Genomic DNA, 18994 nt, shown 5'->3' on the forward strand with positions numbered 1-18994 from the left:
CATCCTGTGGTCCTGGGGTTCAGGACCACAGATATAGCGTACAGCAGGAAATAGCTCCTTCTTATTTTTTTCGTTTAATAATATTTAATATTGTGGTTTTCTCGTTGTGATAAATAAAATAGATAAACAACAACAATAACGGAATTCCTATAAAATAATTTTCTCTAAATCCATAGAAAGAAATTGCAGAAAACAAAATGGAAAGTCCTAAATAGCCTCCAATTTTTTCCATATCATAAGGGATAGGATAATGTTTTTTGCCCATGCCATAGGAAATAAACATCATACTACCATAGGCCGCAATTGTGGCTATGGCCGATCCATAATAACTTAATTTGGGAATTAACAAATAGTTCAAAACTAGGGTTAAAAGTGCCCCCACAATAGAGATATAAGCCCCCATTATGGTCTTGTCCGTGAGTTTATACCAAACGGATAAATTGTTGTAAATCCCCAAAAAGAAATTGGCCAAAATAATCAAAGGCACGACTTTCATGGCTTCCCAATACGTTTCATCATCTAGTAACAAAAACTTTAAAACATCGGCAAAAACAATCACACCCAAAAGAATCAAAGACCCAAAAATGACAAAATACTTTGTAATTACGGCGTAGGTTTGCGGGGCATTTTCGCTACTAGCGTGGCTAAAGAAAAACGGTTCGATTCCCAAACGAAAAGCCGTGGCAAAAAGCACCATGAATAGGCCCAACTTATAACAGGCCGAATAAGCCCCAACCTCCGATTTGGCAATGTTATCAGGTAATAAATAACCCAACAAAATTTTATCAAAATGTTCGTTGACCGCAAAAGCGATACCAGCAATTAAGATCGGTAATCCGTACCCCATCATTTTTCGCCAAAGTACGGCATCGAAATTGCGTTTTAAAGAAACATAATTGGGCGAAAGCACCACAAAAGTGAGCAAACTTGCTAATAAATTGGAAACGAATATATACCCAATTTCGAAATTATCGATGTACATGTTTCCTAAAAAAGAATGCGGATTTGCTTCATATATTTTAGGCAACATCAATAAAAAATAAAGGTTGAGCAACAGGTTTACTGCTACATTCCCAATTTTGATGATAGCATACATCATAGGTTTTTTATTGGCGCGTAACTTTGAAAACGGAATAATAACCAGCGCATCCAACACCAAAATCCAAATCGAAAAAGTGATGTATTGTACATCTACATGCGCCCAAGAAGCTAAGGTGCCTCTAAACAATAAAGCAGCAAACAAAAATAAAATGGAGGACCAAAAAATGGAAATAGTACTGGTGGCTATGACATTTTCTTTGTCGGTTTCCGCACTATAGAAACGAAAAAAAGCCGTCTCCATACCGTACGATAAAATGACATTAAAAAACACCATCCACGAAAGCACAATAGATACTTCTCCATACTCTGCGGTGGGTAAAATTCCGGTGTACAAACGTACCAATAAAAAACTAAGCATACGGGGCAAAACGGTTGCTAATCCGTAAATGGCCGTTTGTTTGAAGAGACTTTTATACAATCCCAATGTTATTTGGTTTTAATTCGACATAAAAAAGCAAAAATAACGAATTCAAGGAAGACTTAGGGAAAAAATTTAACCGCATAGATTGCGGTTTTATTTAAACATAGAAGTCAGTGAAGCCTTTTTGGAATAACATCTATTTATTGAAACATATAAGAGCCTATAAGGTCATATAAGAATAGTAAGCGTTTTCTTTGGTGTTAAATTAAACCACAAAGAGCACAAAGGGTTACACAAAATTCACAAAGGAAATTTACTTTTATTGTAAACCTCACTTACATGACCTTAATTGCCTTAAATGGTTTAAAATTTTATGAAAGCCCGTCTTCGTTAAGTATTTTTAAAAAATGAAAGCCTTTGGGCACATACCCTTGGTTGTAATAAAAACGATGGGCATTGAAGTTTCCTGTAAATGCATCTAAAACAATCATGGTGCAATTCGTAGCTTTGGCTTTAGCATCGATATAATCGGTCATCCTTTTTCCAATGCCTTTGGCACGATGATCGGGATGTACCACAAAATTATCAATTTCGATATATTTTCCAGACCATAATTTATACCCTTGCCAAAATCCTGTAATCCCAACACAAACTTCTCCCTCAAAAACGGCTAATTGCTTATAGTTATGCGGAATCATTTCGGTAAGATAGCTATCGTATTTTTCAATAGTAAAAGTGGGGTACAAATGACGTAAAAGGTCAATGTGATCCAGCATCTCCTCTTTAGTGTGCAATTCTCTAAGTTGAATTTCCATAAGCCTTGTAAAATTGTAAAATTAGAGAAAAAATAGATGAGATGGGAAGAGATTTAAGAAGGAAAGTTATGAGCTTTGAATATTTTGTGAAAATGAATAAAGCAAAATACTTCTAAAAAAGACAAAATTTAAAAATCATCTATAAGAATAAATCAATTCATCCTGATCAACCATTACAATCATCAAGACGAAACAGTAAATCGACCGCGGTCGATGATCCATTTGACCGCGGTCAATCACTTAAATGAACGCGGTCAATTGCAAACCTCATGCTTTTGTAGTGATAAACCTATCAAAATACTTTTTAAAACTGAACCTTACAAATAATAAAAGAAACCTTTGATTAAACTCATAAAAAAAGCCAACACAAGGTTGGCTTAAGGGTATTGTTATAATAAAATAGATAATTAAGCATTCAAAGCTTCTGCTCCACCAACGATTTCTAAAATTTCGCTGGTAATTGCGGCTTGACGCGCTTTATTATAAGTTAATTTCAATTGGTCACGTAATTCCGTGGCATTATCTGTTGCTTTGTGCATAGCGGTCATACGAGCACCGTGTTCTGAAGCAAATGAATCTCTAATTCCTTTATACAATTGTGTTTTCAATGATTTTGGAATCAAAGTCAACACGATTTCTTCTTTAGAAGGTTCAAAAATATAATCTCCTGAGGCTACGGCTTTATCGGATTTGATAGGAGCTAATGGCAAAAATTGTTCATTCTGTACAATTTGAGTAGCTGCATTTTTGAATTGATTATACACCAATTCGATTCTGTCATAATTTCCAGAAAGGAATTGTTGTGTCAAATGGTCAGCAATTACAGCAACATTCTCGAAGCTCAACGCATCAAAAACCTTGCTTTCATTTCCTACTACTTTATAAATTTTCCCTAAAACATCGTTTCCTTTTTTCCCAATAGCAAAAACATCAACTTGTTTTCCAGCATAAAAATCAGCGCGTACTTTTACTTCTTTAATTACATTCGAATTAAAAGCACCGCACAAACCACGATTAGAAGTAATAGCCACTAACAATACTTTTTTGATTTCTCTTTGTGTAGTGTATTCGCCACCTACATCTCCATCAAGGGTTGCTGATAGATTTTGCAATAATTCAGTTTGTTTTTCAGCATATGGACGCATAGCTGTAATCGCGTCTTGCGCTTTTTTCAACTTTGCTGCCGAAACCATTTTCATAGCCGATGTAATTTGCATCGTCGATGAAATGGAAACAATTCTATTACGGATTTCTTTTAAGTTAGCCATTGTGTTTTTAAGTAAATAGTAATAAGTAATTAGTGACTAGCTATTGACTAATCACTAATTACTATTCACTAGATTAGTTATATTTTGCTGAAATTTCTTTTGCAGCAGCTTCGATTACATCGGTAATTTCGTCAGTAAATTTTCCTGCTTTCAAAGCATCCAATGTCGCTCTGTTTTTGCTGTTCATGTACGCTAAGAAATCTTTTTCGAATTCTTTCACTTTGTTTACAGGAACATTACGCAACAAGTTTTTAGAACCTGCATAGATAATAGCTACTTGGTCTTCAACAGTATAAGGGTCGTTCAAATCTTGTTTTAAGATTTCAACGTTTCTTTTTCCTTTTTCAATTACGTTCAAAGTAACAGCATCCAAATCAGACCCGAATTTAGCAAACGCTTCCAATTCACGGAATTGTGCTTGGTCTAATTTTAAAGTACCCGCTACTTTTTTCATGGATTTGATTTGAGCGTTACCACCCACACGAGATACAGAGATACCTACGTTGATCGCTGGACGAACCCCAGAGTTGAACAAATCTCCATCCAAGAAAATTTGACCATCTGTAATCGAAATTACGTTTGTTGGGATATACGCAGATACGTCACCCGCTTGTGTTTCGATAATTGGTAAAGCTGTTAATGAACCACCACCTTTAACGATTCCTTTTAATGAATCTGGCAAGTCATTCATGTTTTTCGCGATAGAGTCATCAGCAATTACTTTACAAGCTCTTTCTAACAAACGAGAGTGTAAGTAGAATACGTCACCAGGGTAAGCCTCACGTCCTGGAGGTCTTCTTAACAAAAGAGATACCTCACGGTAAGCTACCGCTTGTTTAGACAAATCATCATAAACAATTAAAGCTGGACGACCTGAATCTCTAAAATATTCTCCAATGGCAGCACCTGCGAAAGGAGCATATACTTGCATTGGAGCTGGATCAGAAGCATTAGCTGCAACGATTACAGTATAAGCCATTGCTCCTTTTTCTTCTAACATTTTTGCAATACCAGCAACAGTAGAAGCTTTTTGACCAATAGCTACATAGATACAAAATACAGGTTGACCTGCATCGTAAAATTCTTTTTGATTTAAGATCGTATCGATACAAACTGTTGATTTACCAGTTTGACGGTCACCAATAACTAACTCACGTTGTCCACGTCCTACAGGGATCATAGCATCTACTGCTTTTACACCTGTTTGTAATGGTTCAGTTACTGGCTGACGGAAGATAACTCCAGGAGCTTTTCTTTCTAATGGCATTTCGTATAACTCACCTGTAATTGGTCCTTTACCATCAATTGGTTGACCTAAAGTGTTTACTACACGTCCTACCATTCCTTCTCCTGTTCTAAGAGAAGCAATACGTTGTGTTCTTTTGGCAGTAGAACCTTCTTTGATTCCTGTTGATGGTCCTAAAAGTACCACCCCTACGTTGTCTTCTTCTAGGTTCAAAACGATTGCTTCTAACCCATTTTCGAATTCCACTAACTCACCATATTGAACATTAGAAAGCCCGTAAACACGAGCAATACCATCTCCAACATTAAGTACTGTTCCTACTTCTTCTAGTGTAGCACCAGACTCAAAACTCTCAACTTGCTTCTTTAATATTGCTGAAATTTCAGCAGGTTTGATTTCCGCCATTTTACTTTATTATTTAAACACTTATGTGTGATAAAACTTAGTTACTTAATTCTCTTTTTAAAACTTGTAATTTATTCGCTACCGAAGCATTGTATTGCACATCACCTATACGCAAAATAAATCCTCCTATGATCGCTGGATCAACGGTATTTACGATTTGTATTTTCTTATCAGAAAGGGTGGCGATTTTGGCCAACACTTTAGCTTCTAAAGCAGCATCCATAGGAATTGCTGTAGTAACTTGTGCCACTTCAACACCATTCATGATATCAAATAATTTGTTGTATTCTGAGGCTATTCCTTCTAAGATTTCGAATCTTTTGTTTTCGAATAACAAATGAAATAAGCCTTTGGTTACGCCATTAACAGAAGCAAAAACTTCCAATAAAGCTTGTTCTTTCAATTCCACCTTTAGGGTAGGATTTTGAATAAAAGTGCTTAATTCCAAATTAGAAGCAATAGTTTCACCTATTAACTTCATGTCATTATTCACGGCTTCTGCAACTTGTTTGGCAGAAGCAATATCTAGAATTGCTTTTGAATATCGAATTGCTGCTCTTGTACTTGCCATGATTAGTTCATTTTAACCTCGCCTAACATTTTCTCAACTAATTTAGCTTGAGCTTCTTTGTTAGATAATTCGTCTTTCAATACTTTTTCTGCGATGCTTAATGATATAGTAGAAACTTGTAATTTCAATTCATTCATAGCGGCATTTTTTTCGCTTTCGATAGCTGCTTTAGCTTGCTCGATCATTTTTTGACCTTGAGCTTGTGCTTCATTTTTAGCATCAGCAACGATTTTTTCTTTCATTTCACGAGCTTCTTTAAGCATGCTGTCACGCTCTAATCTCGCTTCTTGTAAAATACGTTGGTTGTCTGCTTGCAAATCTTGCATTTCTTTTTTGGCATTTTCTGCAGATTCTAAAGCATTTTTAATGCCTTCTTCTCTCTCGTTTACCGCATCAAGAATAGGTTTCCAAGCAAATTTTTTCAATAAAAGAATTAATCCAACAAATATAACTACTTGCCAAATAAACAAACCAAACGAAAAATCATTTATTAACTTCTCCATTTTATATTTCTATTATAATTTTTAATGTTTTACTTTTAAAACAATAGTCGCAACCAACCGTTGCAACTATTGCTTTGTGTTGTAATTACGCAGCGAATAAAGCAGCGAAACCAATACCTTCAATAAGTGCAGCTGCAATAAGCATAGCTGTTTGGATTTTTCCTGAAGCTTCTGGTTGACGAGCGATAGCGTCCATTGCTGAACCACCGATTCTACCAATACCTAAACCTGCTCCGATTACGATTAATCCTGCTCCTACAATAGTTGGAATTTGCATAATATATATATTAAAAATTAAACATTCAATTTGAGGTTAGAGGTTAGAAATTCGAACTTATAAATTTCTAACTTCTCACTTCTATTTTCTAACTTATTAATGGTGTGCTTCGTCGTGGTGGTGTTCTTCGTTACCTGCTCCAAAATAAAGGGCAGACAACATCGTGAAGATATACGCTTGAAGAAAAGCTACTAATATTTCTAGAATAGAAAGTGCAAATGCCAATCCAAATGACAATGTGCTTCCAATCCAGCTTTTGAAAATAAACATCAATCCAATAATACTCATCAATACTACGTGACCTGCTAAAATGTTAGCATACAAACGTATCATCAATGAAAATGGCTTAATGATTGTACCTAATAATTCGATAGGCGCTAAGATAAATTTCATTGGTGTTGGTACCCCCGGCATCCAGAAAATGTGTCCCCAATAATTTTTGTTAGCGGTAAATGTAGTGATTAAATACGTTAAGATAGCCAATGAAAAAGTAATGGCAATATTACCTGTTACATTGAATCCAAATGGTGTTAATCCTAAAATGTTCAAGAAAAAGATGAAGAAGAAGATGGTCAACAAATAACTCATGTATTTCTTGTATGCTTTCTCTCCAATGTTTGGAATAGCAATTTCATCTCTTACATAAATTACCAACGGCTCAAAGAAACGACCTGCACCTTTGGCAATTCCTCCATTTTTAGCATATGATTTGGCTAAACTTGAGAACAATACCAACATCAAAATCGCCACAAACAAAATCCCAATCACACTTTTTGTAATAGACAAATCTAATGGACGAACATTTGTTGGATGACCGTGCTCCTCAGTAAGTGTACCTTTAGCATCGGTTTTATAAATTTTTTCGTGGTGCAATTTATAGAAATTTCCGTTGTGTTCTGCTACATCAGCTACAGGACCGTGGTGAAATTCAGAAGAAGAAAACACTTGCAAACCGTTATCCCAAAGAATAACAGGCAATGAAAACCCGTAGTGCTCTCCAGTTTCTTTATTGGCATTGAAATAAAAAGAGTGCGAGTCCAATAAGTGGTGATTGATAAACTCTTTGATTTCTGTTTTTATGTCTTTCGGTGCTGCGTGAGCTACATCGTTTGAAGCTTCGTGCGCAACTAAATCCTCCTTAGCGGCTATTTCTACCTCATGTTTGGTACTATCTATAACAGGATTTGCTGAAGTAAATAATGGAAGGCAGGCTATGACTATTGCTACAAAAAATCGAAGTGGTCTGTTTGAAATCACCATAATAGTTAATTATCTTAATTCTTATTTCTAAAATTTGGCGCAAATGTACATTTTTTATTAATATCCGAAAGCATTAAAAAAATTATTTTTTTGCGAAATGAAGATTTTTAAAAGACTTATTTTGACTTTGGGTTGACTAGTCGAATAGTGAATAAAGTTTCGACCAATAAAAAGAAAATAAAAAGGAAAAAAAAGTTGGCTTTTTCAACGATAATTTCATCCGTAACCCCCTTTAAAACAGGACGTAACAACACATAGCTCACAACCATCTTAACACTAGTTATGACCAAAAAACTCATGCCTACATTGTCAAAACTTTTCTTCTCAACCTGCAATAAAACCATCATAATTATCATCGTAAAAAAAGAAAACCACAAATACAATTCGGGTATCGAATACTTGAAATTGGATGTGTTTATTTTAAAAAAATGAAAAAAAAAGACATGAATAACGAAAACGACTGCGATACTAATGACAAAAGGAATAATTTTTTGAAATAAAACGATTTTCATTTAAGAATTTTTATTGATTTCATTTACTTGTCGGTAAACATTATATAGAGCCAAAAAAACGCCTACAACAACTAAAACTTTAACATAATATACTTTTGAACTAGGATGATGCTCATCTAGCCATTGCCCTAAAAAGGCAAACAAAAAAATCACTATCCCCATTTGAATAGGAATATTGATTAAGGCCAACCATTTATTGGGCTTACGATTGTTGGGCTTTTGTTTAGGGTTCATTTTCAAATTCTATGGGATGCATCTGACACGTCGCTGTAAATAAAGCTCCTGGTTCGATAGCTAGTTTTCCAATGTATACCTCACCCTCTACTGTGGCTGTGGCCTTAATAGTAAGCAATTCCTTGGCTACCAATTTCCCTTTAAAAACACCTTCGATATCAGCACTTTTGCACTGTATATCTCCAATTACTTTTCCTGAAGGGCCAATAACTATTTTTCCATTTGAAGTAAAATTTCCCAACAATTCTCCATCCAATCGAAAATCTGCAGAAGAAACAACATCCCCTTTTATTTGGGTCATTTCAACTATTCGATTGGTTTTGCCTTGTAAATCTGTGGTGGTGGTTTTCTTCTTTTTATCAAACATGCTGTATTACTTTTGTGTCGCAAGATACTGATCCAAATTTTTATTCATTTGTATCAGCGCATAATTTTTATCCGTAATAGGAATTGCTTGGGCTCGTCCTTGCTCTTGTGCTTTGCTATTGATTTGTGTTGCAATTTCTTTGGCGTAGCTTTCCGATGGGAAACCATGCCAACAAATAATTCGATCTTTGGTCGTAAAATTATCGCAAGTGAAATACAATTTGGCCAAATTTTCTTTTTTTGTAAATGCTAAAAGTTGATTTTCAATAGTCCGCTCTTGTTGATAATCCTCTACGGGAATAATAAAAATGAGTTTCCAATTTTGAGTGTCTTTTGTACTAAATGCCATAGCTTCTAAAACGGGAATCTCGTTCAAAACAATAGCATCGGCTTTTTGACCTTCCTCTGTAGAAGGAAAATTGTCAGCCACGTATTGCATGGCTTCTTTGTAAGCAGGTAAACCGTTCGTTTTTCCCAAAGCATGCGCTTTGAGCAATTCAAATTTTGCCACTATTTCTTCGCCCGTTAACTGCTGTATCATCTGATTGCATTTTTGAAGAACCGCTACAAATTTTTCCTGAAAATACCATTGATAACATTGGTTATAAATATTCTCAGGAGCGTCTTTGTCCAAACTAGTATCAGCAGTACTCTGAGTGAGTAAGCGTGCGTACCTAGTCTCTGGAAAAGTAGCAAGTAGCTTTTCTTTTACCGTTTGTGCAGCACCCGGTTGTGTTGTTTCATATATTTTATACAAATGGTATAAAGTAGGCGGAACAAGTGGGGCATCGGGTTGAAAGGTGAGCAATTGCTCGAGTTTTTCCGAAGCTAAATGGTATTCTTTAAGTTTTTCCTTGTACACTACGCCAAGTTGATAATAAGCTGTATTCCGTTCTTTGGTGATACTGTCAATTGCTGTAGCTTGTGTGGGCAATGAATTTAAATAAAAGGCTGTGGTATAATACGGTTTTTCTTCGGTATTGTTTTCGGTAATGGCTGTGTCCGTTTCGCTTGTTTCAGGAACTTCTTCGGTTCCTTTTCCAACGGCGGCAAAGAGCCAATTCTCTACCAAAGCACGTTTTCCAAATGCCTTTCTAAACTCCTGTTTCCCATAGGCTACTGTATTGGGATTGTAAAAATAAAACGTAGAAGTTCCTTCTGTTTTTGGAGAATCTGCTGGAGGCAACATGCTATTGGCTGTAGGCATTCCTATTCCCGTAGCAGTACTTACATCGGTAGTGGAAGCGGCCAAATTACGCTCGATATTGGCTAACTTTTGTTTTTGTACTTCTTCTTTGGCTCTTTGAATGGAATCTTGTCGTTTGAGTTTTTCAATATGAGCCACAAAGAAAGCTGTTCTTTCATTGGGTGCTAAATGAACGAGTTTTAATATACTATCATTGCGATGAGTAATATTTTCCAATCGAATAACTTCGTCCAAATTTTTACGCTTTTTTTGAATTTTGTAATACTCTCTTGTTTTGGCATCAAGATGCACCAAAGTGCTATCGTAATATTGTGCCGCTAAAGCGTAATTGGTCTTTCTAAAAAAAAGATTTCCCAAATTTCTATAATTAGAAGCCACTAAGTAAGGGTCTTTGGACTGTGTTTTCAAAGAAGCCTTATAAAATGTTTGGGCTTCTTGATCTTGCTGGTAATTATCATAAAAAACCCCCATATTGTAATATATGACATCCAAAAAAGGGCGGTTTTCTCGATCCTTGATCAATTCGTCATAGATGGCCACAAAAGCTTCGGCATCTCCCGTCGCATAATCAAACAATTGCGCTTTTTTGGCATAAGATTGTATAACATAGTCGCGCTTTGCCTTGCGATGCATGGCGATAACAGCGTCATAGTAATACAGAGCGCTATCTTTTTTGCCAATTTCTTGATACAATTGCCCCAAAATAAAACGATAACGAGCCTTATGTTCATTATTTTTGGTGAAATGCTCTGCCACTTTTAATTGAGTAATAGCCGAATCTTTGATTTTCAAATTTAAAAAGGCCTCGGCCATAAGCGCATGCGCATCAGCAAAAGGTTGATCTTTAAATTCTTCTGCTTTTAATAATTTATGAATGTTTTTGATCACCAAGGCATCATTACCCAAACGCATGTTGGTTTTTTCGCGCCATACTTTGGCTTCATATATTTTATCGCTTTCGGGGTATTTGTACAAAATATAGTTAAAGGCATCCAAAGCGGGAACAAATCGTTGGTCGTAATATCTTGCTTTACCTAAAAGCAAATACGCTTCATCGGTTTGGTAGTTCACTTCTCGCCCACCAATATTCATGGAGTGTTTTTGAATGGCTTTGGTGGCTTTGGTTTCGGCCAAATCAAAATCGGCATTTTTGGGTTGCTCATCTTCCAAAGGTTGAGAGGGCAACATCCGCTCTATTGGCAAACGCTCCCAAAAATTATCTTTGGTCTCGGATTGAATGCCTAGAACTCCTTTATCGAAAGCTATATTTCCATTATACAATACATTGTAACGGGTTGTTAAAGCATGCGAATTTCTGGCCAAAAAAGTATTTTTCTTGGTGGAACATGCTATCATGAACCCCAAAAAAAGGAAAAGAAAAAGCGACTTACAACCGATAATTTTCACTAGGAAACGTTTTATCATTTAACTTGAAAAACATTATTTTAGTATAATGACTGGTAAAAATACGTTTCTTTTTGCAATATTCGAATTTAAACCGCAAAAAACGCTTCCAGCTCGGCCAAAGTCTCGGTTGATGTTTGAATGTCTTTGACTACTTCTCCTTTGTTCAAAGCGACAATTCGGTTACACACTTCCACGGTATGTAACAAATCGTGACTCGAAACTAAAACGGTTACATCTGGATTTTGAGCCAATTCTTTGATGATTTTTTTCAATCGGTTTACGGTTGTCGGGTCTAAGTTGGCAAAAGGTTCGTCCAAAATAACGACCTCGGGATTACCTATTAAAGTCGCAATTATCCCAACTTTCTTTTGATTTCCTTTAGACAAGTCTCTCAGGTATTTTTTGTTATTCAAGATTTCGCCATTAAAAAACTCTTCATGTTTGGCCAATAAGGCATCCACATCGGCTTTGTTTTGTCCGCGCAATTCGCCAATAAAATAAAAGTATTCTTCGGGAGTTAAATACCCAATCAAAAAACTTTCGTCCAAGAAAGAACCCGTAAAAGGTTTCCAACTTTCGCTGGTATTTACTTGTACCCCATTGTTAATAACGGACCCTGTAGTGGGGTGAATTAAATCGAGTAATAAACTAAAAAAAGTAGTTTTCCCTGCGCCATTATTACCAACCAATCCAAAACTTTCGCCTTTTGGAATTTCTAATTGGTCTATTTTTAAAACGGTGGTTCCGTTGTATGATTTTGAAAGGTTTTGTACTTGTATCATATATGCCCCCTAACCCCCAAAGGGGGAACAGCTGGGGAAAGCTGGGTTTTAATTGTTGATTATTTTTAAACTCCCCCTTCGGGGGTTGGGGGGCTATTTTTGCTTGTAAGCCGCAATGGTTTTGTATTTTTCTCTTTTGTAAATTTTTTCAATTTGAAGAAACACCCAGTTTCTCATTGCAAAACCAATCACGCCCGCAAGAGCAACAAGGGCTAAACCTAATTCTTGTCCGCCAAAATATTTCCCCAAACCATACAAAATCAAAGGCAAAACTAATTTTGGAATAGAGAGCAACATCGTGTTGACATTGAATGCTTTTTTGTCTCCAAAGGCACCTTTACTCATGGTCAAATCGATTGGTGTTTTGGTAAAAGCACCTCCCAACAACACCAAATGTGAGTTGATTCCAATATTGTAAATCGCACCAGCTATAATGGTTAAATACACTTGCCAACCAAAATAAAGATAAAAACTAGCCAAAATCGTAGAAGCAAAAGTTGCTATGACAATTAACCACCATTTGGAATTCAAATAGCCACGATACGGAATGTTTTGGGTCATCATTAACTGGTAATATGAACTATCCCAACTCGGTACAAATTGACCAAAGGTGAATAAAAATCCGCCCGAAACAAAAATCCCAGCAAAAATATACATCACTTGTGGCTGTGTTGGATTACCAAAGAAAATCAACCCATAAAACAAGAAGAGAATACTCATGAATACCGTTGTTTTGGAGCGCTTATTTCTTTTGATTAGCTTGATGTCGTTCTTTAAAAAGGTACCCAAAGTTCCAAACTGATTCAACCAAGTCAACTCTTCTGTCTTGGCAATTTCGCCTTTTACGGCCAAACCAGCATCGAGATACAATTCGTTTTTGAAATAAACAAAGGTGTAATAATACAACAATCCTAAGATTACAAGCGGAATTACAAACACACCTGGCGAATGAAATAAAGCCTCGAAAAATGGAGCGCTGTACACCGTTACATCAAAATAACCGTAATAGTGCAATCCGCCTAGCACTGCAACAATAGCCAGGAAAATTCCAAACAATTGGTCTTTATTGCTCAAAATAATATTCAAAAAATTATTAAGATACACCAAAGCCAATAACCCAAGATTCCACTGGAAAACAGACCCTACAGCATACCCTTCATAAAGCAAAACAGCACTAAAAGGCAAAAAGAAAAAGGCATGTAAAATATTGAAAAAAGACAAAGCGGTCTTTCCTAATGAAAAATGCACAATCGTAGACCTATTAAACGGTAATACCAATAAAGGACGAATGTTGAGCACTGGGATTTTTTGAAGTAGTAATCGAAAAACCAAATCAAATAGAAAATAGTAAACCAAAAATTTGTTGATGGTTACTAATGGATTTAAATGCATTTTCTCTAGAGCATAAAAGCTACCAATTCCTAATGCTAAAAACAACAAGGTGAAATAAGCAATCAAAAAGCCCATTAGAATTTTCATTCCCAAATTAGTTCCAAAAGAAGCGGAACGCAAAAAGGCTTTCCACTCGAGGTAAATAAAACGTAAAAACATTAGTATTACTTTTTAAAGTTCTGCACTATAAGTAAATAGTAGGCTAAAAATGTTACAAATTAGCCAAAGAATATTCTGGATAAGTTTTCAAAAGGTATTTTTTCGACTGTGAAGGAATTTTAAAAAAGATAGCATACAGCAAAATAGTCATCAGTACCAAAAAGAAACTGGCAAAACCTAAAACATATGTGTTATCCAAATAATGTTCTGCCCGATTAAAGATTTGTAAAAAGATATTTAGCGGCAAAACAATCGCACCCACAAAAGTCCCATATTGGTTTAAAATATCTTCAAACAACCAACGTTTTTCTTGATTCTGAATTTGCCTTTTGTGTTTCAACTGATTTGAAATCATTCTATAAAAAACAAAAACTACCAATAACCCATAGAAAAGCAACACCCAATCGCCGTTGTAGTGACTTGCTTTTAGTAACAAAAACAGTATCCCCGTAACTCCAATTGTTCCCATAATTTTGGGTAGCGTAAAAAAAGTCTTCACGATAGACCACACAATCTGATTGTATTTCTTTTGTAAAAATCGCTGTTTGCATTCAACTACGTCCATAAAGCCAAAAACGCCAAATTTTTTGAATTCGTTTTGTAAAGCTTGATCAAACGAAAGCTTTGAATTTTCTTGCCATTGTTCCTCAATAGCATTCGCCAAATGATCCACCAATTCAGTTTGGAGATCATACCATTCTACATAATGTTGGCGCGTGAACCTATATAATTGATCGATTTGTTCGGTGGTTAGTTTCATAGTAAATAATTAAATTCGGTTGGTTTTAAATTTCTGAATAGTAGCAAAAGCGTAACGACTGTAGGCAAAAAACAAGGTTATGCTTATTGAAAGAGTTATAGCATTTCCTTTAAAATCATCAAACCAACCATTAAGCATAACACTTAAAAAATAAATTATCATCAAAGCATAATTCAAATACTCTAAACGTAAGTATTGTTTTTTCATCACTAAAGAGAAATACGTTCTTTGCGTTAATCCTAAACACAAAATCAAAAAATAACTTGCGTAATGAATTCCTTGTAGCGATAAAATCGAATCAAAATACCAACCTAAGAAAAGCATCATACCACCAAAAATTAAGGTAATGGGATGCCATAGCGTGGGACAAAAACTAACAATAGCTTCTTTTAAGTAAGCAAAAGTTGCATTGTTTCTCTGTAACAACTGGGATTTATTGACTGCCATAAACGCTTTAAAAGCCTCATAAAAATCAAGCGCTTCGTCTTGCATTTTATGCTCTACAGCTGTAGCGATATGGTCCGTCAATTCGGAACGCACATCAACATAACGCACTTTTGAAACTTTTAAATAGTGGTCAATAAATTCTATTTGTTCTTGATTTAAAACTACCATAGCGCACTAAAATTCTAATTTTGGATTCACTAAACTTTGCATATTTCGGATAAAATCTTCCAATTCTGCTAATCGATTAACGGTTTCTGTAGTTCCTTTTTCGGTGAGTTTATAATACTTTCTCAAGCGGTTGTCTACTCGTTCTATCTCTACATCAAGCAATCCTTCCGCTTCCAATTTGTGCAACGCTGGATACAAAGCACCTTCGGTAATGGTCAATTCTCCTTGTGTCAACGCCTTTACTTTCTGGGTGATTTCATACCCATACATTTTGCCATTTTCTTCCAACAACTTCATAATAATGGTGTTGAGACTGCCTTTGTATAATTGTGAGTTTTTCATATTTTGAAGAATTAGAAAATCTGTTTTTGAATTTCAAATATACATAAGATTCTTATACATAACAAAATTAGGTATAAAAAATTCAATCGGTTGCGCTATCAAAGTTATGGTCTTTGCTATCTTTGCAAAAAAAATCAACCAATGCCAACATTTAAAAAACTCCTCATCAAAGAAGTAAAACGCGAAACCAAAGATGCGGTTTCCTTACTTTTTAATATACCTGAAGAATTCAAATCTGACTATACTTTTACCGCAGGACAATACGTTAACTTGCGTTTAACCCTAGACAATCAAGAGATTCGCAGAGCTTATTCTATTTGTTCTGCTCCTGAAAGTGGGGAATTGCGCATAGCTGTAAAAGCTGTAAAAAATGGACTGTTTTCTCAATTTTCCACAAGCCGACTAAAAGCCGGAGACGTACTCGAAGTAGGACAACCCGAAGGGAAATTCACCTTCACTCCTGATGCCGAGCGTCAAAGAAACTACGCCGCTTTTGCAGCCGGTAGCGGAATCACTCCTGTAATTTCTATCTTAAAATCGGTTTTGAAAAGCGAACCCAAAAGTTCTTTTGTTTTGGTTTACGGCAACAAAACTCCTGAAGAAACCATCTTTCATCAAGAATTGCACGACTTACAATTGCAATATGTAGGACGCCTTTTTGTACATTATGTTTACAGTAAAGTACAGGCTGGAGAAGGTCTTTTTGGTCGCATCGACAAGTCGGTAGTAAATACTATACTTTCTGAAAAAAACGCTGCTCTTGATGTTGACAAGTATTACTTGTGTGGCCCAGAAGCCATGATTACAACTGTTTCTGAAGCCTTAAAAGAAAGAAATGTAAAAGAATCGGCCATCAAATATGAATTGTTCACTGCTTCTACTGAAGAAAAGACGATTAGCACCAATGCTGATGGACATACTACAGTAACCTTAGTTGTAGATGATGAAACGACTACCTTCGAAATGTCGGCCAAACAAACGATTTTGGAAGCTGCCCTAAAACAAGGTATTGATGTGCCTTACTCTTGTCAAGGCGGTGTATGTAGCAGTTGTTTATGTCGCATCACCGAAGGTACTGCCGAAATGAAGAAAAACTCCATCTTGTCCGAAAGTGAAATTGCCGAAGGCTTACTTTTAAGTTGTCAAGCAGTACCCACCTCGGCTAGTTTAGCTGTAGATTTTGATGATGTGTAGATAAAATTCCAAAGTCATCAAATCCTAATATTGAAATCCCAATATTGAAAAATCCAAATTCCAAAAATTAAACAGTAAATGAAAACTTCTCTGAAAAGGGAAGTTTTTTGTTTTAAGATAATTTGATTTGATTTTTTGTAAGAAAAAAACAATATATTTGATACGACTTGTAAAACGTAATAACTAAAAAAAGTGTACGAAAAAGAAAAGAACATAATTTCGAATTTTGACAATCTGATTTCAGAAAATATCAAAGCACACCTATTAAAAGAAAATGCTGCTAAAGTAAAAAGCGATTCATTTTTTATCGGAGAAAAAGCAACTGATGCCAGATTAGATTTTAATATAACTAGAGATATTGATTTTATACAGGAAGATTTAATCTACACAACTGGAATTTTATATACTTTAAGACCACTCATAAATAATCCTTTGACCGAATCAGAATTTTTTATGGGTAAACAAAGAGTTACATATTTCCCAACTTTATACGATTCATTATATTCAATGTACGCAAGTTGCTGTTATGAAAAGCTCTATAATTTTTGGGATAGAATTGGGGACAAAATTGCAACTGAATTTACCACCGAATTTCCAAATCCCAAATTTATAATGTTTGCTAATGTAATTGACAAAATTAGAGTACGGAATTCTATAAATGAAAACATAAACTGGTTAATTAAATTTAGAGATTTGGATTTTAAAGAGTTTAATGAAAGAAGAAAAAAAGTTGTTCATTATGAACAAGTCGAAACAAAATATACAGAATCTATTCTTCACAATTCATCTGATATAGAAAAGGTAAAAGAAATCTGGAATGAAAAGAATTCGTTACCAGAGTTTTTTAAAAAACATATAGAATTATCAAATAAGGGAATAGAAAACACGTATGAATTTATAAAAAACAATCGATAATAACGTATTACTGTGATCAATTATAGTTCACCCATACTGCTGCTTGACTGCAACAAGTTCCTGCTTTAATTAAACGTTAAATCTTAACTTTTGTGAACTAGGTTAGCTATGAATTATAAGTAAATAATAAACCTTAGTGGTAATATATCTTGAAAAAACACGTTTTAAATTCTTTAATTGGCTTACAAATGAATTTTAGAAAATACATTTGTTTTATAAATTTTTTTAATGATGAATTATTCTAATTGAGACTTTTGGAAAATAGTGAATTATTCTAAAGAATTAAATAATGTTAGAAAATTATTATTAAGGTAATTAATTAAAAGGTGCTTTAAGAAATAGATAAAATCTTAATTATTTTATGGGAGACATTAATCAAATTTTCAAAGAATTGAATAAAATGAATTCAACAGAATTATTGAATAAATCGTCATTTAAACTTTGTAAAGTGATTGACTATTTAACATTAGATCTTTTTGAACTCGAAAATAGATTTTTAGAAAGTGAGTTAACATTCAAACATAAAGTTGAAATGATTATTTCAAATAAGTCAAGTGGATTTCTAAAATTATTTCCCTTTTTAATTTCTAACATCGAAAGAACCAATCTTCAATTTCTAAAAAACATAGATAGGTTATTTGATCAGAAACAATATTCTATTGACAAGAGATATGAAAAAGATATAGTCATTGTAAATGACTTTCTAAATTTAACTAGATCAAGAATTGAGAGTTGTGAATATTTTTATTTAGAATCTTATTATTCTGACAAAGATTGGACGAAAAATTAATTTCCTAAGAATATGTTTAATTATTTATCACATAAGATTAAAACTAATCCTAATTCCCTTACCTCGTCTTTCCTCGAAGACATTAAAGTTTGTTTTTCAATAATAGGGTTGGGTCTTCAAGATGAAAATAAAGTTTTAAAAGCTAATGATTATTTTTTGAAAACAAGTGATCCATTTTCATTTAATATACCTAACTCATTTGATGATATAAAAACAGAATTAAGAATGGTACATTCCGCTATTGATCTAAACGAAATTTTGTTTGATCGCATTGTAAATGATGTAATTAACAAATATAGAAACTAAATAAAAATTTAAAGCAAAATAAAAATATGAAAAACGCTATGTTCATTTTGAACTTAATAAAATTTTCATTTCATTTTATTATAACATTTACAATATTTTATTATTTTTTCTTATTGGCCTTGAAATTTATTCTAATAGTAAATCCAAATGAAAATTTATTGTTGACGATTATTTATTCTTTAATAATACTTGTAATTACAAATTAT

Annotated in this window: 20 protein-coding genes; 3 read left to right on the plus strand and 17 right to left on the minus strand. The window is 34.4% G+C overall.

Annotation, left to right across the window (positions count from 1 at the left end; all coding sequences use genetic code 11):
- Nucleotides 1-61: 61 nt before the first annotated feature.
- The 17 genes from ACZIX2_RS02355 to ACZIX2_RS02435 all read right to left on the minus strand — a co-directional run bounded on the left by ACZIX2_RS02355 (nt 62) and on the right by ACZIX2_RS02435 (nt 15583).
- Nucleotides 62-1525, minus strand: a complete 1464-nt coding sequence (locus tag ACZIX2_RS02355) for a lipopolysaccharide biosynthesis protein (protein WP_463338470.1) — start codon at nt 1523-1525, stop codon at nt 62-64.
- A gap of 308 nt (nt 1526-1833) precedes the next feature.
- On the minus strand, nt 1834-2277 hold the full coding sequence (locus tag ACZIX2_RS02360; protein ID WP_463338471.1) for a GNAT family N-acetyltransferase: 444 nt from the start codon (nt 2275-2277) through the stop codon (nt 1834-1836).
- Between the two features lie 407 nt (nt 2278-2684).
- Nucleotides 2685-3545, minus strand: coding sequence for an ATP synthase F1 subunit gamma (atpG, locus tag ACZIX2_RS02365; RefSeq protein ID WP_463338472.1), 861 nt, complete (start codon nt 3543-3545; stop codon nt 2685-2687).
- A 73-nt stretch (nt 3546-3618) separates the two neighbouring features.
- A complete protein-coding gene (gene atpA, locus ACZIX2_RS02370) occupies nt 3619-5196 on the minus strand; it encodes a F0F1 ATP synthase subunit alpha (protein WP_463338473.1) in 1578 nt (525 codons plus the stop codon).
- Nucleotides 5197-5233: 37 nt separating this feature from the next.
- Nucleotides 5234-5767 carry an ATP synthase F1 subunit delta gene (atpH, locus tag ACZIX2_RS02375; RefSeq protein ID WP_463338474.1) on the minus strand — a complete coding sequence of 178 codons (534 nt, stop codon included), beginning with the start codon at nt 5765-5767 and terminating at the stop codon, nt 5234-5236.
- Nucleotides 5768-5769: 2 nt separating this feature from the next.
- The gene (locus tag ACZIX2_RS02380) at nt 5770-6270 is read right to left on the minus strand and encodes a F0F1 ATP synthase subunit B (protein WP_463338475.1); all 501 of its coding nucleotides are present in this window, start codon (nt 6268-6270) and stop codon (nt 5770-5772) included.
- Nucleotides 6271-6355: 85 nt separating this feature from the next.
- A complete protein-coding gene (gene atpE / locus ACZIX2_RS02385) occupies nt 6356-6547 on the minus strand; it encodes an ATP synthase F0 subunit C (protein ID WP_077374818.1) in 192 nt (63 codons plus the stop codon).
- Nucleotides 6548-6643: 96 nt separating this feature from the next.
- Nucleotides 6644-7807, minus strand: a complete 1164-nt coding sequence (atpB, locus tag ACZIX2_RS02390) for a F0F1 ATP synthase subunit A (protein WP_463338476.1) — start codon at nt 7805-7807, stop codon at nt 6644-6646.
- Nucleotides 7808-7923: 116 nt separating this feature from the next.
- On the minus strand, nt 7924-8319 hold the full coding sequence (locus ACZIX2_RS02395) for a hypothetical protein (RefSeq protein WP_463338477.1): 396 nt from the start codon (nt 8317-8319) through the stop codon (nt 7924-7926).
- Nucleotides 8320-8553 (minus strand): AtpZ/AtpI family protein, encoded by a 234-nt coding sequence (locus tag ACZIX2_RS02400; RefSeq protein WP_463338478.1) that lies wholly within the window; start codon nt 8551-8553, stop codon nt 8320-8322. It abuts the gene before it with no gap.
- Nucleotides 8543-8920 carry a bactofilin family protein gene (locus ACZIX2_RS02405; protein ID WP_463338479.1) on the minus strand — a complete coding sequence of 126 codons (378 nt, stop codon included), beginning with the start codon at nt 8918-8920 and terminating at the stop codon, nt 8543-8545. The genes ACZIX2_RS02400 and ACZIX2_RS02405 overlap by 11 nt, the downstream gene beginning before the upstream one ends.
- A gap of 6 nt (nt 8921-8926) precedes the next feature.
- Nucleotides 8927-11482: a type IX secretion system periplasmic lipoprotein PorW/SprE gene (porW, locus tag ACZIX2_RS02410; protein ID WP_463338480.1), complete on the minus strand. Its 2556-nt coding sequence runs from the start codon at nt 11480-11482 to the stop codon at nt 8927-8929.
- 137 nt (nt 11483-11619) lie between these two features.
- Nucleotides 11620-12315 (minus strand): ABC transporter ATP-binding protein, encoded by a 696-nt coding sequence (locus ACZIX2_RS02415; RefSeq protein WP_463338481.1) that lies wholly within the window; start codon nt 12313-12315, stop codon nt 11620-11622.
- A gap of 93 nt (nt 12316-12408) precedes the next feature.
- Nucleotides 12409-13866, minus strand: a complete 1458-nt coding sequence (locus ACZIX2_RS02420) for a DUF5687 family protein (protein WP_463338482.1) — start codon at nt 13864-13866, stop codon at nt 12409-12411.
- Nucleotides 13867-13918: 52 nt separating this feature from the next.
- Complete coding sequence (locus ACZIX2_RS02425; protein WP_463338483.1) at nt 13919-14626, minus strand: hypothetical protein; 708 nt, start codon at nt 14624-14626, stop codon at nt 13919-13921.
- Nucleotides 14627-14635: 9 nt separating this feature from the next.
- The gene (locus tag ACZIX2_RS02430; RefSeq protein WP_463338484.1) at nt 14636-15241 is read right to left on the minus strand and encodes a hypothetical protein; all 606 of its coding nucleotides are present in this window, start codon (nt 15239-15241) and stop codon (nt 14636-14638) included.
- Between the two features lie 6 nt (nt 15242-15247).
- Entirely contained in the window at nt 15248-15583 is a 336-nt protein-coding gene (locus ACZIX2_RS02435) for a PadR family transcriptional regulator (protein WP_024980561.1), read from the minus strand.
- 141 nt (nt 15584-15724) lie between these two features.
- Here ACZIX2_RS02435 and ACZIX2_RS02440 point away from each other — a divergent pair, with 141 nt between their 5' ends.
- The 3 genes from ACZIX2_RS02440 to ACZIX2_RS02450 all read left to right on the plus strand — a co-directional run bounded on the left by ACZIX2_RS02440 (nt 15725) and on the right by ACZIX2_RS02450 (nt 18482).
- Nucleotides 15725-16777 carry a 2Fe-2S iron-sulfur cluster-binding protein gene (locus tag ACZIX2_RS02440; protein WP_463338485.1) on the plus strand — a complete coding sequence of 351 codons (1053 nt, stop codon included), beginning with the start codon at nt 15725-15727 and terminating at the stop codon, nt 16775-16777.
- A 192-nt stretch (nt 16778-16969) separates the two neighbouring features.
- Nucleotides 16970-17692, plus strand: a complete 723-nt coding sequence (locus ACZIX2_RS02445) for a Cthe_2314 family HEPN domain-containing protein (protein WP_463338486.1) — start codon at nt 16970-16972, stop codon at nt 17690-17692.
- 361 nt (nt 17693-18053) lie between these two features.
- A complete protein-coding gene (locus ACZIX2_RS02450; protein ID WP_463338487.1) occupies nt 18054-18482 on the plus strand; it encodes a hypothetical protein in 429 nt (142 codons plus the stop codon).
- Nucleotides 18483-18994: the final 512 nt, after the last annotated feature.

The organism is Flavobacterium riviphilum, from assembly GCF_055231795.1.